Annotated in this window: 25 protein-coding genes, 2 tRNA genes and 1 pseudogene; 6 read left to right on the top strand and 22 right to left on the bottom strand. The window is 32.9% G+C overall.

From position 1 onward, the window contains the following. Positions 1–3: 3 nt before the first annotated feature. From AC4FRF_RS13860 to AC4FRF_RS13760, 21 genes are all read right to left on the bottom strand, one after another. A complete protein-coding gene (locus tag AC4FRF_RS13860) occupies positions 4–489 on the bottom strand; it encodes a 4'-phosphopantetheinyl transferase family protein (RefSeq protein ID WP_491160212.1) in 486 nt (161 codons plus the stop codon). Positions 490–493: 4 nt separating this feature from the next. After that, on the bottom strand, positions 494–748 hold the full coding sequence (locus AC4FRF_RS13855; protein ID WP_491160210.1) for an acyl carrier protein: 255 nt from the start codon (positions 746–748) through the stop codon (positions 494–496). A 16-nt stretch (positions 749–764) separates the two neighbouring features. Then, on the bottom strand, positions 765–2,039 hold the full coding sequence (locus AC4FRF_RS13850; RefSeq protein ID WP_491160208.1) for a beta-ketoacyl-[acyl-carrier-protein] synthase family protein: 1,275 nt from the start codon (positions 2,037–2,039) through the stop codon (positions 765–767). A 12-nt stretch (positions 2,040–2,051) separates the two neighbouring features. After that, a complete protein-coding gene (locus AC4FRF_RS13845) occupies positions 2,052–2,480 on the bottom strand; it encodes a 3-hydroxyacyl-ACP dehydratase FabZ family protein (RefSeq protein WP_491160206.1) in 429 nt (142 codons plus the stop codon). 26 nt (positions 2,481–2,506) lie between these two features. Beyond that, entirely contained in the window at positions 2,507–3,559 is a 1,053-nt protein-coding gene (locus AC4FRF_RS13840) for a type III polyketide synthase (RefSeq protein ID WP_491160204.1), read from the bottom strand. Further along, positions 3,556–4,269, bottom strand: coding sequence for a methyltransferase domain-containing protein (locus AC4FRF_RS13835; RefSeq protein WP_491160202.1), 714 nt, complete (start codon positions 4,267–4,269; stop codon positions 3,556–3,558). Before AC4FRF_RS13835 ends, AC4FRF_RS13840 begins: the two co-directional genes overlap by 4 nt. Positions 4,270–4,281: 12 nt before the next feature. Beyond that, positions 4,282–5,403, bottom strand: coding sequence for an NAD(P)/FAD-dependent oxidoreductase (locus AC4FRF_RS13830; protein WP_491160200.1), 1,122 nt, complete (start codon positions 5,401–5,403; stop codon positions 4,282–4,284). Positions 5,404–5,501: 98 nt separating this feature from the next. Beyond that, positions 5,502–7,409: an acetate--CoA ligase gene (gene acs, locus AC4FRF_RS13825; protein ID WP_491160198.1), complete on the bottom strand. Its 1,908-nt coding sequence runs from the start codon at positions 7,407–7,409 to the stop codon at positions 5,502–5,504. A 453-nt stretch (positions 7,410–7,862) separates the two neighbouring features. Further along, positions 7,863–8,330: a hypothetical protein gene (locus AC4FRF_RS13820; protein WP_491160197.1), complete on the bottom strand. Its 468-nt coding sequence runs from the start codon at positions 8,328–8,330 to the stop codon at positions 7,863–7,865. Between the two features lie 88 nt (positions 8,331–8,418). Beyond that, complete coding sequence (locus AC4FRF_RS13815) at positions 8,419–8,865, bottom strand: VOC family protein (protein WP_491160195.1); 447 nt, start codon at positions 8,863–8,865, stop codon at positions 8,419–8,421. 54 nt (positions 8,866–8,919) lie between these two features. After that, positions 8,920–9,294, bottom strand: a complete 375-nt coding sequence (locus tag AC4FRF_RS13810) for a VOC family protein (protein ID WP_491160193.1) — start codon at positions 9,292–9,294, stop codon at positions 8,920–8,922. A 57-nt stretch (positions 9,295–9,351) separates the two neighbouring features. Continuing rightward, positions 9,352–9,705 (bottom strand): lysozyme inhibitor LprI family protein, encoded by a 354-nt coding sequence (locus tag AC4FRF_RS13805; RefSeq protein WP_491160191.1) that lies wholly within the window; start codon positions 9,703–9,705, stop codon positions 9,352–9,354. Positions 9,706–9,721: 16 nt separating this feature from the next. After that, on the bottom strand, positions 9,722–10,099 hold the full coding sequence (locus AC4FRF_RS13800; protein WP_491160189.1) for a nuclear transport factor 2 family protein: 378 nt from the start codon (positions 10,097–10,099) through the stop codon (positions 9,722–9,724). A gap of 64 nt (positions 10,100–10,163) precedes the next feature. After that, positions 10,164–10,961, bottom strand: coding sequence for a class I SAM-dependent methyltransferase (locus AC4FRF_RS13795; protein WP_491160187.1), 798 nt, complete (start codon positions 10,959–10,961; stop codon positions 10,164–10,166). Positions 10,962–11,394: 433 nt separating this feature from the next. Continuing rightward, positions 11,395–11,787, bottom strand: coding sequence for a hypothetical protein (locus tag AC4FRF_RS13790; protein ID WP_491160185.1), 393 nt, complete (start codon positions 11,785–11,787; stop codon positions 11,395–11,397). A gap of 458 nt (positions 11,788–12,245) precedes the next feature. Continuing rightward, positions 12,246–13,718 (bottom strand): ketol-acid reductoisomerase, encoded by a 1,473-nt coding sequence (gene ilvC, locus AC4FRF_RS13785; protein WP_491160183.1) that lies wholly within the window; start codon positions 13,716–13,718, stop codon positions 12,246–12,248. Between the two features lie 15 nt (positions 13,719–13,733). Then, positions 13,734–14,264, bottom strand: a complete 531-nt coding sequence (gene ilvN, locus AC4FRF_RS13780; RefSeq protein ID WP_491160182.1) for an acetolactate synthase small subunit — start codon at positions 14,262–14,264, stop codon at positions 13,734–13,736. 4 nt (positions 14,265–14,268) lie between these two features. Beyond that, positions 14,269–15,957, bottom strand: coding sequence for a biosynthetic-type acetolactate synthase large subunit (ilvB, locus tag AC4FRF_RS13775; protein WP_491160180.1), 1,689 nt, complete (start codon positions 15,955–15,957; stop codon positions 14,269–14,271). 100 nt (positions 15,958–16,057) lie between these two features. Next, complete coding sequence (gene ilvD, locus AC4FRF_RS13770; RefSeq protein WP_491160178.1) at positions 16,058–17,734, bottom strand: dihydroxy-acid dehydratase; 1,677 nt, start codon at positions 17,732–17,734, stop codon at positions 16,058–16,060. Between the two features lie 276 nt (positions 17,735–18,010). Continuing rightward, complete coding sequence (gene leuB / locus AC4FRF_RS13765) at positions 18,011–19,129, bottom strand: 3-isopropylmalate dehydrogenase (protein ID WP_491160176.1); 1,119 nt, start codon at positions 19,127–19,129, stop codon at positions 18,011–18,013. A 60-nt stretch (positions 19,130–19,189) separates the two neighbouring features. Beyond that, positions 19,190–20,365 carry a 2-isopropylmalate synthase gene (locus AC4FRF_RS13760; protein ID WP_491160174.1) on the bottom strand — a complete coding sequence of 392 codons (1,176 nt, stop codon included), beginning with the start codon at positions 20,363–20,365 and terminating at the stop codon, positions 19,190–19,192. Between the two features lie 154 nt (positions 20,366–20,519). Between AC4FRF_RS13760 and AC4FRF_RS13755 the strand changes: the two genes are divergently transcribed. Beyond that, positions 20,520–22,064, top strand: coding sequence for a hypothetical protein (locus AC4FRF_RS13755; RefSeq protein ID WP_491160172.1), 1,545 nt, complete (start codon positions 20,520–20,522; stop codon positions 22,062–22,064). Positions 22,065–22,097: 33 nt separating this feature from the next. On the opposite strand, the gene AC4FRF_RS13750 is transcribed toward AC4FRF_RS13755, so the two are convergent. After that, positions 22,098–22,322 carry a hypothetical protein gene (locus AC4FRF_RS13750; protein ID WP_491160170.1) on the bottom strand — a complete coding sequence of 75 codons (225 nt, stop codon included), beginning with the start codon at positions 22,320–22,322 and terminating at the stop codon, positions 22,098–22,100. Positions 22,323–22,545: 223 nt separating this feature from the next. On the opposite strand from AC4FRF_RS13750, the gene AC4FRF_RS13745 reads away from it, so the two are divergent. The 5 genes and pseudogenes from AC4FRF_RS13745 to AC4FRF_RS13725 all read left to right on the top strand — a co-directional run bounded on the left by AC4FRF_RS13745 (position 22,546) and on the right by AC4FRF_RS13725 (position 25,361). Continuing rightward, positions 22,546–23,316, top strand: a complete 771-nt coding sequence (locus AC4FRF_RS13745; protein ID WP_491160168.1) for a DUF4369 domain-containing protein — start codon at positions 22,546–22,548, stop codon at positions 23,314–23,316. Between the two features lie 12 nt (positions 23,317–23,328). Next, positions 23,329–23,724, top strand: a pseudogene (locus AC4FRF_RS13740) (peroxiredoxin family protein); the annotation flags it as partial. A 175-nt stretch (positions 23,725–23,899) separates the two neighbouring features. Further along, positions 23,900–23,980: transfer RNA gene (locus AC4FRF_RS13735), tRNA-Tyr, on the top strand. A 197-nt stretch (positions 23,981–24,177) separates the two neighbouring features. Then, positions 24,178–24,261: transfer RNA gene (locus AC4FRF_RS13730), tRNA-Tyr, on the top strand. 149 nt (positions 24,262–24,410) lie between these two features. Continuing rightward, a complete protein-coding gene (locus AC4FRF_RS13725) occupies positions 24,411–25,361 on the top strand; it encodes an isopenicillin N synthase family dioxygenase (RefSeq protein WP_491160166.1) in 951 nt (316 codons plus the stop codon). Positions 25,362–25,424 lie beyond the last annotated feature (63 nt).

Raw genomic sequence — 25,424 nt, 5'->3', positions numbered from 1 at the left:
AATTTAAATTGTTATTCCTTCCCAAAATTGTCCATGATGCGTAATGGAAACAGCTTTTAAAACATCTGTTTGAGTATTTATAATAAAAGGAATTCCATTTTTTTTATGGATTTTATCATCCTTATTAATTTTTTCTATTTGATTAAAAAATTGAGGCTCAATTGTGGCAATTGTGTAAATAAAATCTTTTGTAACGGTAGTTTTAGTGTAATAAATTCGTTCATTACAACAAACTTTACCTATTGTTTCACTTTCGTAAAAACAAACTAATTGCTTAGGGAAATACCCTCGAATTCCTGTTTCACGATTGTAAATTTTATATGCAGCTTCTTTTCTAGACCATAAATTCCAGACCATAACTTCCGGATTATTAGCATTTGCGATAAGCAATTGTTCTTCCTGAGTAAAAAGTTTTTCCAAAAAATGGTCTCTTTTCCAATTGCTTTCTTTTCGGGCTAACGCCAAATCTATGATGTCGTTTCCTATCATGTTGTCATTTCTTTGTCAATTGATCTTCAATAATTGCTACTGCAGCTTTTACGTTCAGCATTTTTTCCATGGCTTGGTTATCAATTACAATGTCAAATTTTTCTTCAATATCTAAAATCACATCCACTAAATTAGCCGAATTGATCTTTAAATCATTAATAAAATCCGTTTCTTCCGTTAATGAATCAAAGGCTGCATCATCTTGGATATATGGTTTTACTATTACTTTCAATTCCTCTATAATTTCTTGTTTACTCATAGTTCGCTTTTGTTTTTTACGCTTTAAATTTCTTAAATATCACACATCCGTTAACGTCTCCAAAACCAAAACTGGCTTTGGCAATAATATTCAATTCGGTTTCAAGCATTTGTTGCGGAATTCGAGATGCAGCAACTAAATTACTTATTTCAGGATGTAAATCTTCACAATTTATATTCGGAAAAATAAACCCTTGATGCAATTGCAAGATCGTAGCCACACTTTCAATACTTCCTGCTGCTGATAAACAATGCCCAACCATCGATTTCAAGGAATTAATATACGGAAAATTATTTCCTTTTCGATCTAAAGCCTCAGTCCAATTTTGGATTTCTAAACTGTCTTTGGAAGTTGCTGTTAAATGTCCATTTATCACATCAATGTCATTGGCACTAATTTCTGCATTTGCAATGGCGGCTGTAATACATTTTTGCACTGCAATGGGATTTGGAGCCGTCATGGTTCCTAATCCACGTTGTCCGCCGGAATTGATATTTCCACCTAAAACTTCGGCATAAATTCGAGCACCACGAGCTAAAGCCGATTCTAAATCTTCTAAAACCATTGCTCCTGCTCCACTTCCTGGAACAAATCCTGATGCACTTGCACTCATTGGTCGAGAACCTTGTTCAGGAGTTTCATTATGTTTAAAAGTACAAACTCGCATGGCATCAAATCCGCCCCAAATATAAGGTCCCGAATCACTAGTACTTCCTGCTAAAATCCTTTTAGCATGTCCAGATTTGATTCTGTCAAAAGCCATCATAATGCTTTCGGTTCCTGTGGTGCATGCCGATGAATTTGTTGTAACTTGATTTCCTAATCCTAATTTTCCACCTAGATAAGCGCTAATTCCGCTGTTCATCGTTTGCGCTACTGCTGTACTACCTAGTCTTCGGGTTTGAAACTCATCAATTTTATAAATGCTTTCGCGAAATTTATCAATTCCAGAAGTTCCCGTCCCAAAAATAGTTCCGCTATCCCAATCGGGTTCTTCATTATTTTCTATTGCTAATCCGGCATCTTTCCAAGCATCTATTCCAGCTATAACGCCATATAAAATCCCAGAAGAATTGAAGTTTCTAAGTTCTAATTCTGTAAAATATTCTAATGCTAATTCAGTCGAAACTTCAGGTTTAGCAGAAATTTGACAAGAAAACTGCAATCGTTCTAATTCTGGATCTTTTTTGATACCTGAGATTCCATTTTTAATAGCGTTTGTAAACGCATCGAGCCCTACTCCATTTGGAGCAACAACACCAAGCCCCGTAATTACAACACGTTTATTCATATCAAATTCAAATTAAATAATCATTCCTGCAATTTCTCCTTTGCAAACGAGCTCTTCTTTTTCATTTTTCATTGTTACTTTGCATTTTAATTTTCCAAATCTAAAATAGATTTTCTCTGAAACTACGATAACTTTTTCATTTGGAAAAACTACTTTTAAAAATTCAATATTAGTTGATGTTAAGGCAATTGAAGTTTCTTTATTAATTGTATCATTTAATAAAAACAAACCCAAACATACTACGCCAATTTGTGCCATTACTTCGGTTAAAATCACACCAGGAGTAATTGGATTATCTTTAAAATGTCCTTTGTAAAAATCTAAGTTTTCATCCAAAGTATAACAGCCTTCTACTCCATTTTCATCGATTCGAATGATTTTATCGACAAACAAAAAAGGTTTCGAATACGGCAATTTTGATATGATTTCTTCTTTCTTCATACATTTATTAGTTTGCTTTTTAGATTCTAAAATCGCAATAAAACGCGTTGGGCTGAAAACCCAGGGCCAAAACTCAGCATCAGACCTTTGGAATCTTTTTGAGGTTTTGAATCCATAAAACGTTCTAGGACATATAAAACCGTGGCACTAGACATATTTCCATATAAACGTAAAACTTCTTTGGTATCCTCTATATTTTTTCCTAAATCGGAAAATAAATCTTCTACCGTTTGTACTATTTTTTTCCCACCTGGATGAAATATTAAATGATCGATATCTTCAATCTTTAAATGGTTTTTGGCTAAAAAAGGATGAATAATAGCTGGAAAATGAGACGCGATTGTATCAGGAACTTCAATATCTAAAACCATTTGCAAACCAGAATTAGTCAGTTTAAATCCCATCAAGTGCTCATTATCATAAAAATGATACATTTCTTCGGCTAGTATTTCTGGCCCATCATCGTCTTTGTGAGAAGAAAGTAAAACACAGGCAGCTCCATCGCCAAAAATAGCCGCACTCACAATATTTGCCATTGAGTAATCGTCTAATTGAAAAGTTGCCGTAGGACTTTCAACAGCAATTACAGCTGCTCGTTTTCCAGGATTAGCCTGCAAGAAGTTTTTAGCGTAAATAATTCCAGAAATCCCTGCTGCACAACCCATTTCAGTGACAGGAAGTCGTACAATATCTTGTCTTAAATGCAATTTGTTAATTAAATAAGCATCTAACGAGGGAATCATAATTCCAGTGCAACTCACCGTAATAATATAATCCAAGTCTTCTGCTTTCCATTCCGATTTGAGCAAGGCTTTCTTTAAAACTTTCTCACCTAAATCAATAACTTCACGAACGTAAATAGCATTTCTTTCCTCAAAAGAAGTATTGGTGAAAACCTCAATCGGGTCCATAATAGAATACCGCTTGTCTACGGCAGCACCTTCAAAAATTTTTTTTACTTTTCGAATAAAACGTTCTTCCTGACCTTCCAGCCAAGCGTCAAGAAACGGAATAATTTCTTCAGTAGTTCTGGAATATTTAGGCAATTGTTTGGAAACGCTATGTATCTTAACACTCATATTTTTGATATTATCCATTGGTAACGAAAAGCCCATTTCCATTGAATGGTATATTTTTTTAAATTTAATTTTTCAGAAAACTGAAGCAATTCTTTCTTTTTAAAACCTCTTAAAATCGATATTAATCCATCTTCTCTGGACATTGAATTTAATCGAAAAACAAAGCACAATAACTGAAATAATCGATAAGCAATTGTACTTCTTTCCAAATCATTAATAACAATTCCATATTTTGCATTCGTATAAAAGACAGTCAAAATCCCAACAATTTCATCCTCTTTAAAATGATGCAACACTAAGGTTGACAATATAATATCATATTTTAATTCTATAAAAGCTTTATTAAAGATATTCTCGCATCGATATGTGATATTGGAATAATTTTTAGATAATTGAATCGCGTGATTTATTGTAAAATTATTAGCATCAATACCAATTAGTTTTAGTTTCAAATTATTTTTTACACCGAAATCAGCTAGGGTTCGTAACATATCTCCATTGCCACAACCTATATCTACAATAGTAATTTCAGCATCAGCAGGAACATTCTTTAACAAGGTTTTGACTCCTAGTAAAGTTAAGCTGTTTCCACCCAAAAGTTGGTTTATTTTGGCTATTTTATCCAAAGCATCACGCAAAATTTCCCCTTCTAAACTAAAATCATCCATGCTTTCAGGCTGCTCTGTTCTGTATTTTGTATTTATTCCCATTTATAATGGATTTTAAATAGGTTTACCATGTGTTCTCTTTATAATTAGGGGTAATAAAAAAGGTAATTTAATCAATATACGAAGTAAATTATTGGCTAGTTTTTGCCTTTGGAATATAGCTGCTAAAATACGCCCTGTTTTTAATCTTTTACCAAAATTACGATTCCATTCTCTTTTGTATTTCAATTCTAATTCCTGTCTCGACTTAATTTCATGCGTATAATATTGCTCAAGCAATTCCGATACTATTTTGGCACTATGAATTGCCATTGCCATTCCGTTGCCACATAATGGATGAATTAATCCAGCGGTATCACCTATCATAAACATATGATTTTCTACAGCATTTTTTTTGTCAAAAGAAATTTGGCTTATTGTTAATGGATTGTCAAATAGAGGATTGCAGTTATCTAAAATTGATTTTAAGTTAGGATTTTTAGACATTACATTTTGCTGGTATTCTTCAATATTTTTATACTGTTTGAATGTTTTATAATCAGCTAAATAGCAAATATTTATTTTATCATCTTCCACTTTGGAAACCCCACAATAACCACCTCTAAAATGATACAAACCCACTAAATTATCTGGAAAAACACCCGAATAATGTGCTTTTACTGCTAACCACGGAGCTTTTTTAACAATGAAATCTCTTTTTAATTCTTGATCAATATTGGAACGTTTACCATAAGCAGCAATTAGAATTCCAGATTTAAAAACAGCATTTTGTGTAGTAGTTACCGTAAATTCATTTTCTAAAAATGTTATATTTTCAACAGTATCTTGAATCATTTCACAGCCATTTTCTACTGCTTTTTTGTATAAAAAATCGTCTAATAAATACCTGCTAACACCAAAACCACCAAGCGGTAATCTACTTTCTAATGTTTTACCATCAATAAAACAAAATTGAAATCTATTTAAATGTGTCGGTTCTAAAACTTCATAATTAATACCCAACCAATTCAAATATGATGATACTTCGTTTGAGATATATTCTCCACAAACTTTATGCTTTGGGTATCCATTTTTTTCAATTAAAGTAACTTTTATACCAATTTTAGACAAGTGAATTGCAGCAGTAAGCCCCGCTACTCCTCCGCCTACAATTAGTATCTTTTTACTTTCTTTCATGATATTACTAATTTAGGCTATTTCTTTCAAAAAAAAAGGCTTTAATAAAAAAAGCTGCTTCATAATGGAAGCAGCTTTCTATTTAGATTTTTAGGCTATTATTTCTTTCCGTCTTGAATTATTTCGATAATTTCCGGATTCAATAAAGTACTGGTATCTCCATAATCGGTAAAATTACCCTCAGCAATTTTTCTAAGGATACGACGCATAATTTTTCCAGAACGCGTTTTAGGCAAACCAGAAACGAATTGAATTTTATCTAATTTAGCAATTGGACCTACGTGATCAGTAATATGCTGATTGATTTCGATAAATAAATTTTCTTTGTTTCTAATTTCCCCAGTTTCTTTCAGAATCACATAACCGTACAAAGCATTTCCTTTTACATCATGTGGAAAACCTACAACCGCACTTTCGGCAACTGCTGGGTGCTCATTAATAGCATCTTCAATTGGTGCTGTCCCTAAATTATGACCTGAAACAATAATTACATCATCTACACGACCTGTAATTCTATAATAACCTACTTCATCACGCAAAGCTCCGTCTCCTGTAAAATATTTGCCTGGATATTGAGAGTAATAAGTGTCTTTATAACGTTGGTGATCATTCCAAATAGTTCTTGCCATTCCTGGCCAAGGGAACTTGATACACAAGCTTCCTACTACTTGGTTGCCTTCAATTTCGTTTCTCTTATCGTCCATTAAAACAGCTTGGATTCCTGGTAAAGGGAACGTAGCATAGGTTGGTTTTGTTGGTGTAATGAAAGCTAATGGCGAAATCATAATTCCTCCTGTTTCCGTTTGCCACCAAGTATCCACTAATGGACATTTTTTATCTCCCACATGATCGTTGAACCAGTGCCAAGCTTCTTCATTGATAGGCTCACCTACTGAACCAATTACTTTTAAGCTTTTAAGAGCGTATTTTTGAACGTATTCTAATTTTTCTTTTGCTAAAGCACGAATTGCTGTAGGTGCTGTATAGAATTGACTAATCTTGTGTTTTTCTATTACTTGCCAAAAACGGCTGTAATCAGGATATGAAGGTACACCTTCAAAAATTACAGTGGTAGCTCCATTCAATAATGGACCGTATAATATATAAGAGTGACCGGTAATCCAACCAATATCGGCGGTACACCAGTGCACATCATTTTCTTCGTAGCTAAATACATTTTTAAAAGTATAAGCTGTGTACACCATATATCCCGCAGTAGTATGCACCATACCTTTAGGATTTCCTGTAGAGCCAGAAGTATAAAGGATAAACAGAGGATCTTCGGCATCCATAATTTCGGCTACACTATTATCTGAAGCTTCATCTAATAAAGGTTGCAACCAAATGTCTCTGCCTTCTTTCATAGTGATATCAGAATTGGTTCTTTTGACCACTAAAACAGTGCTTACAGATTGACATTTTTCTAACGCTTCGTCTACAATTTCTTTTAATTCAATAGTTTTAGAACCACGGTAACCACCATCTGAAGTAATGACCATTTTGCTCTCGCTATCGTTAATACGAGTAGCTAGTGCTTTAGATGAAAATCCAGCAAAAACGACTGAGTGTATAGCTCCAATTCTAGCACAAGCTAAGATAGCTACAGCTAATTCTGGAATCATTGGCAAGTAGATACAAACGCGATCTCCTTTTTTAATGCCTTGCTCACGCAATACATTAGCCATTTTACATACTCTTTGATGTAATTCATTATAAGTAATGTGTAATGCTTCTTCGTCTGGATTATTTGGTTCAAAAATGATTGCTGTTTTCTCCCCTCTTTTGTTTAGGTGTCTGTCAATACAGTTTTTGGTGATATTTAATTTAGCACCTGCAAACCATTGTACATCGGCTTCGGTCATATCAAATTCGACCACTTTGTCCCATGGTTGGTACCAGGTAAAATTCTCTTCGGCTATTTTTCCCCAAAATTTTCTTGGTTCGCGAATTGACTTATTGTAATGCTTAAAATATTGCTCTAAATTATCAACTTTATAGTAACTCATCCTTTGTTTATATTTTTTATAAATATATTAAATAACAACCTATTCTTTAAAAAAAATAAATCATAAATCACCGCAATTTAATCAAAATAACGAAAAAGAATCATAATAAAAATGCAAATTATGGAAAAACACCCTGATTAAAGGCTTTTTTGCGAAAACAGTAATAGTCGGATAACACTCTATTTTGCTTCATGATTAAGATAACTTTTTCAGTCAGAGGACAATTCAGTACTATTAGTTTTCTTTTTATTTTAAGTGTAGTTTTAAAGCTTTTAAAAAAAACTTAGCGTATTTATATTGGTAAACTGATTTTAATTCCTGAAATATTCTTGCAAATTTACTTAGTTGAACGAGTAGAAGAAATTATAAATGGCTTTGTCAGGTTTAAAACAAACAATAATTAAGAATTGACTTTGACAAAATTTATTTGGTACAGTCCTTTTTAATCCTGTATTACAGTACTCCTGCCATAGTTGATATGGTATAATTACAAGCATAAACCGCAAGCAAAATCAATAAAATATCTTCTGGTTTTTTGTTGTAAGTTATAGTGTAATTGTATGCCAATTTTCTCCAATTAAATTTGGGTTCTAACTCGATTAGTTTTTGATTATCTTTACTTTCAATATTATATTTACTATAAAATGTACCTATCCCTTTTAAAGTATATTCTTGTCCATCCTGAAAAGAAAGTAAAATTTGTCCACGCCAATTCATTTTCAACTGGGCTATAACTATTTTATTTTTAGTGACAACTGTAGTGCTTCTAAAAACACCAATGGGATTTATTTGATAACTATCTGAATTTGCTAATCTAATTTCGGCTTTAGAAAGAAAAATATTTTGATAAATCAATTCACCTGACAGCTTCCCATTTTCAGTTAATTGAATCGTCTTTTTATTGATTGATGTTGCTTCCATAGTGATCTCCATTTTATATAAAAGTATACTAAATCATTAAGGCCTTTTTAATTTAGACAATATTCTGACTGAAAAAGGGTTTCTCTTTTTAGTTAAGCGCTTGAGCTATTCCTATTAAAACTCCCTCTGGACCACGAATATAACACAGTCTGTAAGCATCCTGATAACGCACTACTTCGTCTACAAGTTGCGCTCCATGTTTGTAAAGTCTTTCTAAAGTATCATCAATATCAGCCACGGCAAACATGACACGCAAATATCCCAGGGAATTTACAGGAGCTGTGCGATGATCTTCTATGATTTTCGGATGAATAAATCTGGAAAGTTCTAAACGGCTGTTTCCATCTGGAGTCACCATCATGGCAATTTCTACAGATTGATTGCCAAGTCCAGTTACACGACCCGCCCATTCGCCCTCAATCATGGCTCTTCCTTCTAATACTAAACCGAGTTCTTGGAAAAAAGCAATAGCATTGTCTAGCGATTCTACCACAATCCCCACATTGTCCATTCGGAGTAAATTACTTTTTGGCATTGTCTTAGATTTAAGTTATAACTAAAGTTAGACTTAACTTTTATGCAGAATTTATCAATTCGTTTCTGTAGTTTGTAAATTAAATACTGTTCCTGCCGGGTCTTGTATCCAATGCATGTTTTTAGGTATTTCCTCAATTTCATCACAGGTTTCTATCCCATTCGATAACAAATATTCTTGTGCTTCTTTTACATTTGGAACCGTTAGCTGCAACCAGGTCTCTGAATGGGTGTAGTTGTCTACACAGTCTAACCAAATTACATTATTACCAAATTTCACTTCGTGAGTTCTGGAAACAGTGGGATTCGTAATTGGTTTTTCTTCAACTTCTAATTTTAGAATCTCCTTATAAAAAGCCACAGTTTTATCATACTTACTTTTAGGAATTTTTATCGCTATATTAATTCCTGCTTCAAATTTTATATCCATAGTCTTAATGATTTTGTATATTGATTTAAAGTTTTGAGTTCAAATTGTGAATTAGAATTACAAGTCTCTTCCTTTTATACTGGTTTTAATCTCAGCAATTCTTTTTCTGGTGAGCTGTTCTAAGCATGTAGAATAAATTAATGGCTGCATACTACCGCCTTCATATTGCGAAGCATCAAATTTACAATGGGAATCCCGGTATTTAATCCAATCTTTCTCTGCCTGAATTAACAATGACTTTCCTTTTTTGTCAAGCATTGTCATCAATTGTTTGTAAACTTTATTGAGCTCAACATCTGCTTTTTTATATTGTGCATTGGCTGTTACATTCATTTCTGATTGCGTTTGTGCCAATGCAATATTGCAACAGAAAAATAACGCTAAAACGATTAAATAACAACTACTTTTCATTTAAATGAATTTAATTTTATATTGCCACACCGCTTCCGGCAATGACTTTTAATTGATTATCAAACATTTTCCACACTCGCAAATAACGAAAATTACCTTCAAAGTGTTGTTCCAGCATTTTTCCCGCAATCTTTAAAGACAAAGTAACCACAACGTTTTCACCAATTTGTTTTATGGAATCTATGGATGATGTGATTTCTTCAAAAACAAGGTTTCCGGATTTATGCATTGCTAAATCCATTTCCTTAGTAATTACTTCACCGCTTGGAAGAACAAACAATAAATCATCATGAAGCAATTGATCCAGAATTTTGATATCGCTTGTTTTCATTGCTTTGAGCAATTGCTTTTCGACTTCTTGAATTTTTTGTTCGTTAACTAGTATCACATTCATAAGTTGCTGTTTATAATATTTCTAATAATTTGATCAATATTATCTATGTTTTAGCTACAGTGTTTTAAACTGGCATTTTTCCTCTTACTTCGTTCAGCTTCATCGTCATAGAAATAGCTTTATTTTCAACCCAATCATTATATTCTTCGATAGCTTTTAGTCTTAAATTATCATCTAAATATCCTTCCTCAACCATTTGTTTTGAACCAGCAACTTTAGACCAAATTCCAACTTTAGAATTAAAATCATTTCTATGTTTCTCATAATGTTCATCAGCATTTATTTTTTCAATATCTACCATACCTATTTCTTCCATTAGGCCTTGTAAGTCATCAGCAATTCCATTGTTCATTCCCGCATCGTTTCTCCATTTTAAAAAAGTTTTATAAAATTCTTTCATACTCATTGGTGGTTCAGGATTCCATTCTAAATTGTTATGATTGTAATCTAGAATTGAAATGCTACCATTAGGTTTTAAAAGCGATTTCATTTTTAGTAATGCTTCTTTAGGATTACTTAACCATTGTAAGGTTCTTGCTGAAGTAATTAAGTCAAATTTCTCATTAGTTTCAAAGTCAAAAAGGTCTGAATGTATAAGATTTAAATTTTTTATGTTTTTATAAGTTGTTTTTCCACTTTCAATAAATTTTTCAGTATTATCTATCCCAATAACTTTTCCCAAATCACCTACAATATTGGCAATGTCCTTTGAAATAGAACCAGTTCCGCAACCAACATCTAAAACTGACATTCCTTCCTTCAAAATCGATTTAAGAGTTCTGTAATCAACACTTAAGCTTCTATTTTCAAATATTTTTGTTGCTGCCTGTCCGTCTCTTTCTATATGTTTATTGTTTTTCATTTACGTTTGTTTTTATTTATTTACAACTTATATACACGAAGAACAATTAAAAAATCAATAATAAGTTTTTAATTTCCTTTGTGTGTACAAGCGGGACGCTTGCACCAGCTGGGGGTTTACATCGAACTAAACCCATCATTTTGCGAACCGCCGAGTACGTGAACCGTACGCTCGGTGGTGTGAGAGGCGCAGTCCGTCAGTTACTGGCGGAGCCGTCTACTCGATTATGCGAGGGGTATTTTTTCGAAAGTCCGACTTTAACCGCAAATTTTTCAAATTTCTATTGGCAAATTCCAACTTTCACGCTTCTGTTTTTTAGATTCCAATTTTCAGATTTCTACTTTTAAGTTTCTATTTAAACAAATGTATATTTTGGGTTATTATCTTCTGCATAATTTGGACGCAATTAATGTAGATTTTTTTCTGTAATATTTTAATTAATTATTAAGTTTCCCGGATTACTTGCGTCTGAAAAGAGTTTGTGGATTTGGTCTTTTCTGCATTTTAGAATTAATGTATCTCCTGAATAAATTTCTATTTCTTTAATATCATAAAAATCAGGTTCAGTATGCATAGTTGCATCAAAGAGATATGATTCTGAAGGTTCAATTTTGATTTCATAATCTTTGGGATTTTCTTTATTAAATGAAAGCCCCTTTTCTAAATATTCTTTTCGTATTTTATTAATTGCATCATTATCTATTTTTACTTTAAGAGTAATTTCATTTTTTGAATTATTTACGATAGAAGAAATAGAAGTTTTTTCACCGCAAGAAATAAGAGAAAATAAAGTAAATATTAAAATAACATTTTTATAAAATTTCATAGTATTATTTTTTTCGTTTTCCGTTTAACTCTCGCATAACTTGTATATACTCGCTACAATATAGCGCTTATACACCCAAAATTGGGTCGATTGTCGCTATTAAGTAGCTTTATTTATTCTCAAATATATAAAATTTATCATACAAAATACTATTTTAAAACATTTAGAAAAAGCTTTCATCTCATCTTTGTGGAGTTAGTTGGTGAGATTGCTTTGCTTCGTGCCTCGCAACTCCCCGCAATGAACTATTGGGTGGTGAATTATGGAAACAACTCCTTCTTCCTTAGCCCCGATTACAGTGAAAATCCTTTTCTTTTTTCTTTATAAAAGAAAAGATTGTAACGGAAAGCGGGAACATTCATAATTAAGAACGAAAAAGTACTGCTCCTGAAAATTATGCACAAAAAAAGGCGAAGTAAATAAATACTCCGCCTTTTTGGAATTAACAATAATTGTAATTATACAATTTTTTTCATTGCAGTCATTGATTCTCTCAACCATGCTCCCACTTCTTCAACTGGGTGGTTACGGATGATATCATTTACTTCAATTAATTCTTTATTATCTACACCGTTGTTTCCGTTGTTGAATGGACGACCTACTAAGTTAGATGGTGCATTTTTAACGTACTCAGCGATTAATGGTTTACATGCGTGATCAAATAAGTAACATCCGTACTCAGCTGTATCAGAGATTACACGGTTCATTTCGAACAATTTCTTTCTTGCAATAGTGTTAGCAATAAGTGGTGTTTCGTGTAATGACTCATAGTAAGCAGACTCTTCGATGATTCCTGAATCAGTCATAGCTTCAAAAGCTAATTCTACTCCAGCTTTAACCATAGCTACCATTAAGGTACCATTATCATAGTATTCTTGCTCAGAGATTTCAACATCACCAGCTGGTGTTTTTTCGAAATTAGTTTCTCCTGTTGCAGCTCTCCAAGCCAATAAGTTTTTATCGTCATTAGCCCAGTCTTCCATCATTGTTTTAGAGAAATGACCTGAGATAATATCATCCATGTGTTTTTGGAACAATGGACGCATGATGTCTTTTAATTCTTCAGCAGCGTTGAAAGCAGCAATTTTAGCAGGATTAGACAAACGATCCATCATGTTAGTGATACCACCATGTTTTAATCCTTCAGTGATAGTTTCCCATCCGTATTGGATTAATTTAGAAGCATATCCAGCATCAACACCTTCAGCTACCATTTTGTCAAAACATAAGATAGAACCTGTTTGTAACAATCCGCAAAGGATAGTTTGTTCTCCCATTAAGTCTGATTTTACTTCTGCTACGAAAGAAGAACGTAAAACTCCTGCTCTGTGCCCTCCAGTTGCTACAGCATACGCTTTAGCTTGGTCTAAACCTACTCCGTTTGGATCGTTCTCAGGGTGAACAGCGATAAGTGTTGGTACACCAAATCCTCTTTTGTACTCTTCACGTACTTCAGACCCTGGACATTTAGGAGCACACATAATAACAGTTAAGTCTTTACGAATTTGCATTCCTTCTTCTACGATATTAAAACCATGAGAATAAGCTAAAGTAGCTCCTTGTTTCATTAATGGCATAATAGCAGTAACTACAGCAGTATGTTGTTTATCTGGTGTAAGGTTACATACTAAATCAGCCGTTGGAATTAATTCTTCATAAGTTCCCACATTGAAACCATTATCAGCAGCGTTCATGAATGAAGCTCTTTTTTGAGCAATTGCTTCAGCACGCAAAGCATAAGAAATATCTAAACCTGAATCTCTCATGTTTAAACCTTGGTTCAAACCTTGAGCTCCACAACCTACAATAACTACTTTTTTACCTTTTAAAGCTTCGATTCCATTTGCAAATTCTGATTGATCCATGAATTCGCAAACGCCTAATTGTTCTAATTGTAATCTAAGTGGTAATGAATTGAAATAATTTGCCATTTTTTAATATTTAATTTATGATTTTAATTCCTCTAATAATAAACTTGTAACTTCCATTTTTTCTTTGGAAACAGAAATTCTTCCAGAACGAACAAACTGCATGATTCCAAATGGTTTTAAATTGGAATACAGTTCTTCAATTTCTGAACGTCTTCCTACTTTTGATATTACAAAAAAGTCTCTCGATACGGTAACAATTTCCGAATGACTTTCTTTAATGATGTTTTGAATTTGTCTTTCGTCAAATAACAAATTAGAAGCAATCTTGAATAAAGCACTTTCTAGAAAGATAGTCTCTTCATCTACGTGATAAAAAGCTTTAATAACTTCGATTTGTTTTTCAATCTGACCTACAATATTCTGTACCCATTTTTCAGTAGTATCTACTACGATTACAAATCTAGAAACGTTTTCAATTTCAGATTCGGATACATTTAAACTCAATATATTAATGTGGCGTTTTAGGAATATCCCGGATATTCTGTTTAGTAAGCCTACATTGTTTTCTGAATAAACAGAAATCGTGAATGTTTTATTTTCTTCCATAATATTAACTTAATCGGATGTCAGAAACCGAAGCTCCTGTTGGAATCATTGGGAATACGTTGTTCTCTTTCTCCACCATAACTTCAAGGAAATAAGAGTCTTTAGAAGCTAACATTTCAGCTATTGCTTCGTCTAATTCTTCTCTTTTAGTTACTTTACGAGCTTTGATATAATAACCTTCTGCAATAGCACAGAAATTTGGATTAGTCATTACAGTTGAAGCGTATCTATAGTCAAAAAACAATTCTTGCCATTGACGTACCATTCCTAAAAATTCGTTGTTTAACACTACAATTTTAACTGGAACTTTAGTTTGATGAATCGTTCCTAATTCTTGAATATTCATTTGAAAACCACCATCACCAATAATAGCTACTACTTCACGATCTGGTCTACCCATTTTAGCACCTATGGCTGCCGGCAAGGCAAATCCCATAGTTCCTAATCCTCCAGAAGTAACATTACTTTTAGTTTGATTGAATTTAGCATAACGACAAGTAAACATTTGGTGTTGTCCTACGTCAGAAACCATAATTGCATCACCATGAGAATGTTTATTGATCATTTCAATAGTTTCTCCCATTGAAATTCCTTTACCATTTGTTGGCGCTAACTCTTCATTGATAACTGCATCCAATTCAATTTCGTATTTCTTCTTGAATTCATTATGCCATTCCTCGTGAGAGTTCTTTTCAATAAGTGGTAACAAAGCCGTTAACGCTTCTTTCAAATCGGCTAATACAGCAACTTCTGTTTTAACATTTTTATCAATTTCAGCAGGGTCAATTTCAAAATGAACAACCTTAGCCTGTTTGGCATAAGTTGCTAAATTTCCAGTTACACGATCATCAAAACGCATTCCTAATGCAATTAATACATCACATTCGTTTGTTAAGATATTAGGACCGTAATTTCCGTGCATCCCTACCATTCCTACATTCAATTCATGATCTGTAGGCAAAGCCGAAAGACCTAAAATTGTCCAAGCAGCTGGAACTCCTGATTTTTCAATTAAAGCTTTTAATTCAGCCTCAGCCTTACTTAAAATAACTCCTTGTCCAAAAACAATCATTGGTTTTTTGGCCTTGTTGATTAATGCAGCTGCCTCTTCTACCTTATTCATTTTTAAAACAGGTTTTGGATGGTAACTTCTAATATCTGAACATTTTTTATAACTAAAATCTAATGTGTCAAATTGAGCATTTTTAGTAATATCAACTAAAACTGGACCAGGACGACCGGAACGAGCAATGTAAAATGCTTTTGCCATAATCTCTGGAATCTCATCTGCTTCTGTAATTTGGTAATTCCATTTGGTTACTGGAGTCGAAATCCCGATGATATCCGTTTCCTGAAAAGCATCAGAACCTAATAAATGTTTCCCTACTTGTCCGGTAATACATACCATTGGAGTAGAGTCGATTTGCGCATCGGCAATTCCTGTAACTAAGTTAGTAGCTCCCGGACCAGAAGTTGCAATCGCTACTCCTACTTTTCCTGTGGCTCTGGCAAAACCTTGAGCAGCATGAGCAGCTCCTTGTTCGTGACGCACCAAAACGTGGTGCAATTCATCTTGAAATTTATATAATTCGTCATAAACCGGCATAATAGCTCCACCTGGGTAACCATAAACCAAATCTACACCTTCAGCTAATAAGCATCTGATAACTGCTTCTGCTCCTGTTATTTTCATAATTTATTTTTTTTCAAAAAGCAATAGTAATCCAAAGTCAAAAATCTACTTTTATACAAACGGATTATTTCTTTTTTACTATTGTTACTGCTATTGTTATTTAATATTTGTCAGTTACACATCCTTCAGATGCACTAGATACTGAACGCATATATTTAAGTAAAACTCCTTGTTTGATTGGTGATTCCGGTTGTTTCCAATTGGCTTTACGTTTTGCCAGTTCTTCATCAGAGATTTGCATATTGATGGTGTTTTTTACCGCATCAATTGTAATAACATCTCCATTTTCGATTAAAGCAATTCCTCCTCCTTCGTAAGCTTCGGGAGTAACATGTCCTACTACAAAACCGTGAGAACCTCCAGAAAAACGTCCGTCAGTGATTAAAGCTACTGTACTTCCTAAACCAGCTCCCATAATAGCAGAAGTTGGTTTCAGCATTTCAGACATTCCAGGACCACCTTTTGGGCCGCAATAGCGGATAATGACGACATTCCCCGGTTTCACTTCCCCGGCTTGAATTCCTCTTATGACCTCTTTTTCACCTTCAAAAACGACAGCTGTACCTTCAAAAAATTCTCCTTCTTTACCGCTGATTTTTGCCACACAACCTTCTGAAGCAATATTTCCATATAAAATTTGAATATTGCCAGTTGGTTTTAATGCTTTATGAATTTCAAAAATTACTTCCTGTCCATCATTTAAATCCGGAACTGAAGCTAAATTTTCGGCAATAGTTTTACCTGTTACAGTTAAACAATCTCCGTGTAAGAAACCTTCTTTTAATAAATATTTCATTACTGCCGGTACTCCACCTACATTGTGTAAATCTTCCATTAAATATTTCCCACTTGGTTTCAAGTCGGCTAATAATGGCGTTTTATCACTGATATCCTGAAAATCTTTCAAAGTTAATTCAATCCCCACCGAATGAGCCATGGCAATTAAGTGCATTACCGCATTGGTAGAACCTCCTAAAACAGCTACCATTGTAATAGCATTTTCAAAAGCTTTACGAGTCATAATGTCTCTAGGCTTAATATCTTTTTCCAATAATATTCTGATAGCTTTTCCAGCATCAATACATTCTTGTTTTTTTTCAGGGCTTAAAGCCGGATTGGAAGAACTGTAAGGCAAACTCATTCCTAAAGCTTCAATTGCTGATGACATTGTATTAGCGGTGTACATTCCGCCACAAGCACCTGCACCAGGACAAGCATTTTGAATTACTCCTTTGAAATCTTCCGGCGTAATTGTATTTTTAATTTTCTTACCTAAAGCTTCAAAAGCAGAAACGATATTCAAATCTTCACCTTTCCATTTTCCTGGATGAATAGATCCTCCGTAAACCATAATAGCAGGACGATTTACTCTTCCCATAGCCATCAAAGCTCCCGGCATATTTTTATCACAACCTGGTACAGCAATCATACCGTCATACCATTGTGCTCCCATTACAGTTTCGATAGAGTCAGCAATCACATCACGAGAAACTAGAGAAAAACGCATTCCGTCATTTCCATTAGAAATACCATCACTAACACCAATAGTGTTAAAAATTAAGCCTACTAGATCTTCTTTCCAAACACCTGTTTTGATATCCTGAGCTAAATCATTTAAGTGCATGTTACATGGATTTCCATCATAACCCATACTTACAATACCAACTTGAGCTTTCTTTAGATCTTCTTCTGTTAATCCAAGTGCGTACAACATTGCTTGAGAAGCCGGTTGTGTTTCGTCTTGAGTGATTGTTTTGCTGTATTTATTTAACTCCATTTTTTAACTTTACTTTTTTTATTATTTAATATAATTCCAAAAAAAAACTCCCAATTGATGGGAGTTATATAATATTATTTTCAATTATATTAATAGCTTCCCTTATGCACTTGTTGATACAACAATGACATTAATGACAGAAACTATAACAATTGAATTTTTCATTTTCTTTTTTTGATGCAACAAAAGTATAAAAACCTTTATATTTAAAAAAATAAAAAATAAAATATTATGTATTTCTTATCATTAAACTTAATTATTTATCAAAACATTATATTATACTATTGTTGATTGCCCTAAATGTACATTATCATTATTAAAATACATTAAGTCATCTTTATTTAAAATAAAATTGGAAACAAATTCTCCAACTTCATTGGTTCCAAATTTAGAATCCGGATTTAAATCTATTGTAACTACATTATATTCTATTGCCTTCTCTACCCCTTCATATACTTTTTTAGCTTCTTCATTTAATCCAAAATATTCCAACAGCATTGCTGCAGAAAGTATAGACGCAAACGGATTGGCAATATTTCTTCCTTTTGCATGAGGATAGGAACCGTGAACTGGTTCAAATAACACATTTTTTTCTCCTAATGAAGCGGAGGCTAAAACACCTATAGAACCTGTTATAACACTTGCTTCGTCAGATAATATATCACCAAACATATTGCTTGTAAGAATCACATCAAATTGTTTTGGATTTGATATGATTTGTTTAGCAGCATTATCGGTGAATAAAAAATCTAAACTTACCTCAGGATAATCAGTACTTATTTCTGTAACTACTTTTCTCCACAAACGAGAAGTTTCAAGTACATTAGCCATATCAACTAATGTTAGTTTTTTTCTTCTTCCTTGTGCCGATTTAAAGGCTAAGTGTGCAATTCTGGAAATTTCTTCTTCGGTATATTCACATAAATCAGAAGCAATAGTTCCTGAATCATTAAGCTTTTTTTCTCCAAAATAAATCCCGGCTGTTAGCTCTCTGTAAATGACAAAATCTACTCCTTCAACGATTTCTCTTTTTAAAGGAGAAACATCCAACAGTCCTTTAAAAGGTTTTAGAGGTCTGATATTTGCAAAAAGACCTAGCTCTTTTCTCAACTTTAACAAACCTTGTTCGGGACGAACTTTTGTATTGCTGTCAACATCATATTTAGGGTCGCCAATTGCTCCAAGTAAAACAGCATCTGTATTCAGACAAAGGTTTAATGTTTGCTCTGGAAGTGCCGAACCTGTTTTGTCAATTGCAATTGCTCCAACAAAGGCATCTTCAAAAATAAAATCATGCTCATAAACAACACCTACAGCATACAATGCTTTTTTGGCTTGCAAAGTTACTTCAGGACCAATTCCATCACCAGACAACACAGCTATTTTTAAGTTCATGAGATTTTTTTTTTAATTAAAAGCTGCAAATTTAATCATTTAAAACACTCAATCTCTAAACTATCGCTTAATTAAATCACCTTCAATCTTAGAAGCTGCAATAATTAAATGAATATCATCGTCTAAAACTTCTTTTTTGACGTCTGCAAATTTCAAAAACTCGACATAGACGACGTCTAATTGTGTTTTTGTTAATTCGTAACCTACCTTTTTTGCACGATAAGCTAAAGCTGCTCTACCACTTCTTGCTGTAAGAACTATTGAAGATTCATTAACACCTACATCTAAAGGATCAATAATTTCATAAGTAGCTCTGTTTTTAATCACACCATCTTGGTGAATACCTGAACTATGTGCAAAAGCATTTGCTCCCACAATAGCTTTATTAGGTTGCACCATCATACCCATACTTTCAGAAACTAAACGACTCATTTCGTTCAATTGTTTGGTATTGATATCAGTATACAAATTCAAGTCAGGATGTTGTTTAAAAATCATCACGACTTCTTCAAGTGCAGTGTTTCCTGCTCTTTCTCCTATTCCATTAATTGTACACTCAATTTGTCTGGCACCATTAATTGCTCCCGAAATAGAATTGGCAGTAGCCATACCTAAGTCGTTATGACAGTGACAAGAAATCGTTACATTTTCAATACCCTTTACATTTTCTTTAAGGTATTTTATTTTTGCTCCGTATTCATCAGGTAAACAATATCCTGTTGTATCTGGAATATTTAAAACTGTAGCTCCTGATTTAATTACTTCTTCACAAACTTGTGCTAAGAAAGCATTATCGGTTCTTCCAGCATCTTCGGCATAAAACTCTACGTCTTCTACATACGATTTTGCATGAGCAACAGCTGCTTTTGCTCTAGCAATAATATCTTCTCTAGTAGTATTTAATTTGTGTAAAATATGAGAATCAGATGTTCCAATACCTGTATGTATACGTGGTTTTTTAGCGTGTTTTAGGGCTGCCGCTGCTACGTCAATGTCGTTTTTTACAGCTCTAGTTAAACCACAAACTGTTGCATTTTGAACAATTTTACTAATTTCGGTAACAGATAAAAAATCACCAGGACTAGAAACAGGAAAACCGGCTTCAATAATATCAACTCCCATCTTGTCTAAGCGTTCTGCTATAACAAGTTTTTGATTGGTATCTAATTTACATCCTGGAACTTGTTCTCCATCTCGCAAAGTGGTATCAAAAATTTGGACTTTCTCTCTATTCATTTTCATTTATTTAATGTAATTTCACATCTTGATAACAAAAATATATTCTTTACTTTGAATAGAAAATTCAATTTATTTGAATATACTGTTTATAAGTTCATTAAAGACAGATTAAACACTTTAAAATCAACTAGTTAAACCTATTTATTTTACAATGGCTAACCATCAAAAAGATTTTTTATTCGTTCTAATAAAGTCATTATCTAAATCCGAAAAACGACAATTTAAGATTTTTGCGAGTCGATTAGAGACGAGTTCGAATACAAAATTCATTGAATTATTTAATATTTTAGACAAATCGGAAAATTATGATGAGAAACTTATTTTAAAAAGCGGCATCATCAAAAAAGTACAATTATCCAATCTAAAATCGTATTTATACAAACAAATTTTAGTAAGTATCCGATTAAATATTCCCAGTCAAAATATTCGTTATCAATTAAGAGAGCAAATTGATTTTGCTACAATACTGTACAACAAAGGTTTATACAAACAAAGTTTAAAAATTCTGGATAAAACCAAAACGCAAGCGATTGAAAATGACGAAAAATTAATGGCTTATGAGATTGTTGAGTTCGAAAAACTAATTGAATCCCAATACATCACCCGAAGTATTCAAGGTAGAGCTGACGAATTAGTGATTCAAGCCAAAGAATTGAATTATCAAAATACAATTTCGAGTAAATTATCTAATTTATCGTTGCAATTGTACGGCATTATGCTAAAAACTGGTTATGTAAAAAGCGACGAGGAATACACTTATATTGACGATTATTTCAACAAACATATTTCTAAATTTGATGAAAGTAAATTTGGTTTTCGCGAAAAATACTGGTTTTACAATGCCAATCTTTGGCGTAGTTTCCTAGTTCAGGATTTCTTGGCCAGTTATAAGTTCGCATCCAAATGGGTAACTCTTTTTTACGACAACTCAAACATGATTTTCTTAAATCCAGTTTTTTTCTTAAAAGGAAATAACTATTTATTAGAATCTCTATACATGTTAAAGTACCAAACCAAGTTTAAAAAGTATCTTACATTACTGGAAGAAACCATCAAAGACCCGCGTTTTCCTATTAATGATAATATTGCTTCCTTAGCATTTTTATACGTTTATAACAACAAATTGAACTACCATATTATGGAAGGATCTTTTGCGGAAAGCGAATATTTAATTCCTGAGGTTTTAAACAAATTAAAAATTCACAACGAACATTTAGATGAGCATCATGAAATGTTGTTTTTCTACAAAATTGCCAGTATTTATTTTGGAGTTGAAAAATACAATGAATCGATTTTCTATTTAGAAAAAATAATCAACAACAAAAATTTAAGTATGCGCGAAGATTTAATGTGTTTTGCACGCATCTTATGTCTGATTGCTCATTATGAATTAGGAAAAGATTATTACTTAGAAAGTCAATTAAAAAATACTTATAAGTTTTTGATTAAAATGAATGATTTGCATGAAGTTCAAAAAGAAATTATCCGATTCTTGAAAAACCTGAATTCGATCTATCCAAGCGACATCAAAAAAGAGTTTGTAAAAATGAAAGAACGTTTTATAGAATTAGAACAAAATACTTATGAAAAAAGAGCTTTCCTTTATCTCGATATTATTTCTTGGCTAGAAAGTAAAATTGAAAACCGAAAAATAAGTGATATTATCAAAGAAAAAGCAAAATTGAGTAACCGATAATAACAAAGAGAGAAATAAAACTTCTCTCTTTGTTTATTTCAACTCTTTTCTGCCCTGGAGTATATCTTTAAATGAGCAACATTTTACCACTTCTTCTTCCCCATCAATCATAATAGGTAAATAAATAAATTCTACTTCTGAAAGATCCTCTTTCAAATAAAAAGCTACGTCATCAAACTTAAAAAACCATTCTTTATCATACTGTCGTTTATGGATTGTTGCATCTTTTATCAGCAAAATCTCTTTTAATCGTCTCATAAATGGTTTAATTTTTTACAAAAATAATCCAGTCTTATAATTAAAACAAATTCTCCAACTTGCTTTTCAAATTATTATTATAGCATTGTTTTAACTATTGTACAGAATCATTCCTATATATGCACTAATATTGATAATTATAACAAAAATTTAGCGATTAAAATTATTGCTGTTTTATAAATTTAAATACTTTTGCACACTTAACTAATTTAACTAATTAATAATGAAAAAATTATTTTTATTACTTTCTGCCTCTGCCGTACTATTTTCTTGTAGTAAAGTTGGTAAAGACGAATACATTATCACAGGTACTGCAAAAGGAATTGAAAACGGAAAAACAATTATCCTTAAAACACAAGATCCAAGCGGTATGGGTGGATTGATCAATATTGATACCGTAAAAGTTGAAAACGGAAAATTTGAAATTAAAGGTAAAGTTACTGAGCCTTCTTTCCATGTTCTTCAATTAGAAGAAACACAACAACCTATTGCATTTATCTTAGAATCAGGTGAGATTAATATTGAAATCAATAAAGATAGTATTCAAAATACAAAAATTTCAGGTACATACAACAATGATGAGTATGTGAAATTTAATGAAGAAATGAAAGTGGTTCAAAAGAAATTAATGGATTTTCAAAAAAACAATATGCTTAAAATGAACCAAGCTCAACAAGCAAAAGATACAGCTACTATTAATAATTTGATGGGAGAATATCAAAAACTTCAACAGGAAGTAGGTGATAAATCTAAAGAAAAATATGTTTCTTATGCTGAAACACACCCAAAATCGCTTATTAGTGCTTTAATTCTTCAAAGCATGTTAGCTGATCCATCAGCAGATATTAAAAAAGCTGAGAAAATCTACAATAGCTTCGAAGATGAGTTAAAAAACACTAAGCCAGGTAAAGCTATTAAAGAAAGACTTGCAGCAATAAATAGTTCTGTACCGGGTGCACCAGCTGCTCCTGCTGCTCCTGCTGCCGCTAAATGAAGAGCACCTGAATTCTCTGCCCCCAATCCGGAAGGCAAAGTAATTTCTCTTAAAGAAAGCTTAGGCAAAGTTACAATAATTGACTTTTGGGCATCATGGTGTGGACCTTGTAGAAAAGAAAACCCAAATGTTGTAGCCATTTATAAAGAGCTGCACCCAAAAGGACTTAATATTATTGGAGTGTCTCTTGATCAAGATGCTAACAAATGGAAAGAAGCAATTGCCAAGGATAAATTAACTTGGAATCAGATTTCTAATTTAAAAGGATGGGAAGATCCAATTGCTGCTCAATATAAGGTTGAAGCTATTCCTGCCACTTTTATCCTAGATGCTTCAGGAAATGTAGTTGCAAAAGATTTAAGAGGTGCTGAATTAAAAGCAAAAATTATAGAACTTTTAGCTAAGTAAAGTTTTTTATAGTCTAAAAATAAAAAATCTCCCTTGTGGAGATTTTTTTATTTTATTCAAAACCAATACATTAAAAAATAGTCAAAAATTAGTTCAAAATTAGTTTAGAAAAACAAAAAGTGTTTCCTATATTTGCATCGCTAACAGCAAGAAAATTGTTGTACTCAAAGGCTTTGGGGAGATACTCAAGCGGCCAACGAGGGCAGACTGTAAATCTGCTGTGAAAACTTCGCAGGTTCGAATCCTGCTCTCCCCACTTAAACGCTTCAAGAAATTGAGGCGTTTTTTTATTGCTAAAAATTTATAATTATTAGAACTTAATCCCATATTTTATTCTATTTCAATAGCTTAAAAAGTATTTAAAAAAATAGTGAAATAATTGTTTGCATAAACCAAAAGTGTTCCTATATTTGCACCGCTAACGACAAGAATATTGTTGTACTCAAAGGCTTTGGGGAGATACTCAAGCGGCCAACGAGGGCAGACTGTAAATCTGCTGTGAAAACTTCGCAGGTTCGAATCCTGCTCTCCCCACCAAAACGCTTCAATTTCTTGAAGCGTTTTTTTATGTCTATTTCTTCCAACTATTTTAGTTTTTTAAATTCTAATTGAAATAATTATTAAATACATTTGTAAACAGAAGATAATATCAGTTGAACAGCTGCAAACAAATAAATAATTATTCTATGCAAAATATTCCCAGCGTTGATTTACGTGACTTTCTTTCAAATGAAACTGACCGCAAACAAAAGTTTGTTGACGAAATTGGAAATGCATTTGAAAATATTGGTTTCGTTGCTTTAAAAGGACATTTTTTAGACCGAGAATTGGTTGAAGAGTTGTACAATGAAATCAAGGCATTTTTTAATTTACCATTGGAAATTAAAAAAAGTTATGAATTTCCTGAAAATGGTGGACAACGTGGCTATGTCTCTTTTGGTAAAGAACATGCCAAAGGGCGAAAAGAAGGTGATTTAAAAGAGTTTTGGCATTTTGGGCAATATGTTGATCCAGACTCAAAATACGCCTCAGAATATCCAGAAAACGTGCTCGTAAACGAACTAACTCGTTTTAATGCAGTAGGAAAAGAAGCTTACCAAATGCTTGAAAAAACAGGAATTTATGTTCTAAGGGCATTGGCTTTGCATTTGGGTTTGGAAGAGTTTTATTTTGACAACTACGCCAAAGAAGGAAATTCGATCTTAAGACCTATTCACTATCCTCCTATCACATCGGAACCTGAAAATGCAATTCGTGCTGCAGCGCATGGCGATATCAATTTAATTACCCTTTTAATGGGGGCTCAGGGCAAAGGTTTACAGGTTCAAAATCACGATGGTCAATGGATTGACGCTATTGCTGAACCAGATGAGCTAGTAATCAATGTAGGTGATATGCTGTCTAGACATACTAATAACCGTTTAAAATCAACCATCCATCAGGTGGTAAATCCTCCAAGAGAGTTATGGGGAACTTCTCGCTATTCTGTACCGTTTTTTATGCATCCTGTTAGTGATATGCCTCTGGATTGTTTAGAAAATTGTATTGACGCTCAAAACCCAAAACAATTTGACGATATTACTGCAGGAGATTTTCTGTATGAAAGATTAGTTGATTTAGGATTAATTAAGAAATAGTTTTAGAACACAGATTTAATAAATTAGAGAAATTAATGTCATTTTTAATTCTGTATTCCTGAA

This window comes from Flavobacterium sp. ST-158 (assembly GCF_058309975.1).
The sequence above is the reverse complement of the archived record's forward strand: the minus strand, read 5'-3'. Positions and strand labels throughout refer to the sequence as shown.

What these genes read in the sequence shown, in the direction of transcription:
- AC4FRF_RS13860 (WP_491160212.1), bottom strand. Translation starts at nt 489, where the DNA reads ATGATAGGAAACGACATCATAGATTTGGCGTTAGCCCGAAAAGAAAGC.
- AC4FRF_RS13855 (WP_491160210.1), bottom strand. Translation starts at nt 748, where the DNA reads ATGAGTAAACAAGAAATTATAGAGGAATTGAAAGTAATAGTAAAACCA.
- AC4FRF_RS13850 (WP_491160208.1), bottom strand. Translation starts at nt 2,039, where the DNA reads ATGAATAAACGTGTTGTAATTACGGGGCTTGGTGTTGTTGCTCCAAAT.
- AC4FRF_RS13845 (WP_491160206.1), bottom strand. Translation starts at nt 2,480, where the DNA reads ATGAAGAAAGAAGAAATCATATCAAAATTGCCGTATTCGAAACCTTTT.
- AC4FRF_RS13840 (WP_491160204.1), bottom strand. Translation starts at nt 3,559, where the DNA reads ATGAGTGTTAAGATACATAGCGTTTCCAAACAATTGCCTAAATATTCC.
- AC4FRF_RS13835 (WP_491160202.1), bottom strand. Translation starts at nt 4,269, where the DNA reads ATGGGAATAAATACAAAATACAGAACAGAGCAGCCTGAAAGCATGGAT.
- AC4FRF_RS13830 (WP_491160200.1), bottom strand. Translation starts at nt 5,403, where the DNA reads ATGAAAGAAAGTAAAAAGATACTAATTGTAGGCGGAGGAGTAGCGGGG.
- acs (WP_491160198.1), bottom strand. Translation starts at nt 7,409, where the DNA reads ATGAGTTACTATAAAGTTGATAATTTAGAGCAATATTTTAAGCATTAC.
- AC4FRF_RS13820 (WP_491160197.1), bottom strand. Translation starts at nt 8,330, where the DNA reads ATGGAAGCAACATCAATCAATAAAAAGACGATTCAATTAACTGAAAAT.
- AC4FRF_RS13815 (WP_491160195.1), bottom strand. Translation starts at nt 8,865, where the DNA reads ATGCCAAAAAGTAATTTACTCCGAATGGACAATGTGGGGATTGTGGTA.
- AC4FRF_RS13810 (WP_491160193.1), bottom strand. Translation starts at nt 9,294, where the DNA reads ATGGATATAAAATTTGAAGCAGGAATTAATATAGCGATAAAAATTCCT.
- AC4FRF_RS13805 (WP_491160191.1), bottom strand. Translation starts at nt 9,705, where the DNA reads ATGAAAAGTAGTTGTTATTTAATCGTTTTAGCGTTATTTTTCTGTTGC.
- AC4FRF_RS13800 (WP_491160189.1), bottom strand. Translation starts at nt 10,099, where the DNA reads ATGAATGTGATACTAGTTAACGAACAAAAAATTCAAGAAGTCGAAAAG.
- AC4FRF_RS13795 (WP_491160187.1), bottom strand. Translation starts at nt 10,961, where the DNA reads ATGAAAAACAATAAACATATAGAAAGAGACGGACAGGCAGCAACAAAA.
- AC4FRF_RS13790 (WP_491160185.1), bottom strand. Translation starts at nt 11,787, where the DNA reads ATGAAATTTTATAAAAATGTTATTTTAATATTTACTTTATTTTCTCTT.
- ilvC (WP_491160183.1), bottom strand. Translation starts at nt 13,718, where the DNA reads ATGGCAAATTATTTCAATTCATTACCACTTAGATTACAATTAGAACAA.
- ilvN (WP_491160182.1), bottom strand. Translation starts at nt 14,264, where the DNA reads ATGGAAGAAAATAAAACATTCACGATTTCTGTTTATTCAGAAAACAAT.
- ilvB (WP_491160180.1), bottom strand. Translation starts at nt 15,957, where the DNA reads ATGAAAATAACAGGAGCAGAAGCAGTTATCAGATGCTTATTAGCTGAA.
- ilvD (WP_491160178.1), bottom strand. Translation starts at nt 17,734, where the DNA reads ATGGAGTTAAATAAATACAGCAAAACAATCACTCAAGACGAAACACAA.
- leuB (WP_491160176.1), bottom strand. Translation starts at nt 19,129, where the DNA reads ATGAACTTAAAAATAGCTGTGTTGTCTGGTGATGGAATTGGTCCTGAA.
- AC4FRF_RS13760 (WP_491160174.1), bottom strand. Translation starts at nt 20,365, where the DNA reads ATGAATAGAGAGAAAGTCCAAATTTTTGATACCACTTTGCGAGATGGA.
- AC4FRF_RS13755 (WP_491160172.1), top strand. Translation starts at nt 20,520, where the DNA reads ATGGCTAACCATCAAAAAGATTTTTTATTCGTTCTAATAAAGTCATTA.
- AC4FRF_RS13750 (WP_491160170.1), bottom strand. Translation starts at nt 22,322, where the DNA reads ATGAGACGATTAAAAGAGATTTTGCTGATAAAAGATGCAACAATCCAT.
- AC4FRF_RS13745 (WP_491160168.1), top strand. Translation starts at nt 22,546, where the DNA reads ATGAAAAAATTATTTTTATTACTTTCTGCCTCTGCCGTACTATTTTCT.
- AC4FRF_RS13725 (WP_491160166.1), top strand. Translation starts at nt 24,411, where the DNA reads ATGCAAAATATTCCCAGCGTTGATTTACGTGACTTTCTTTCAAATGAA.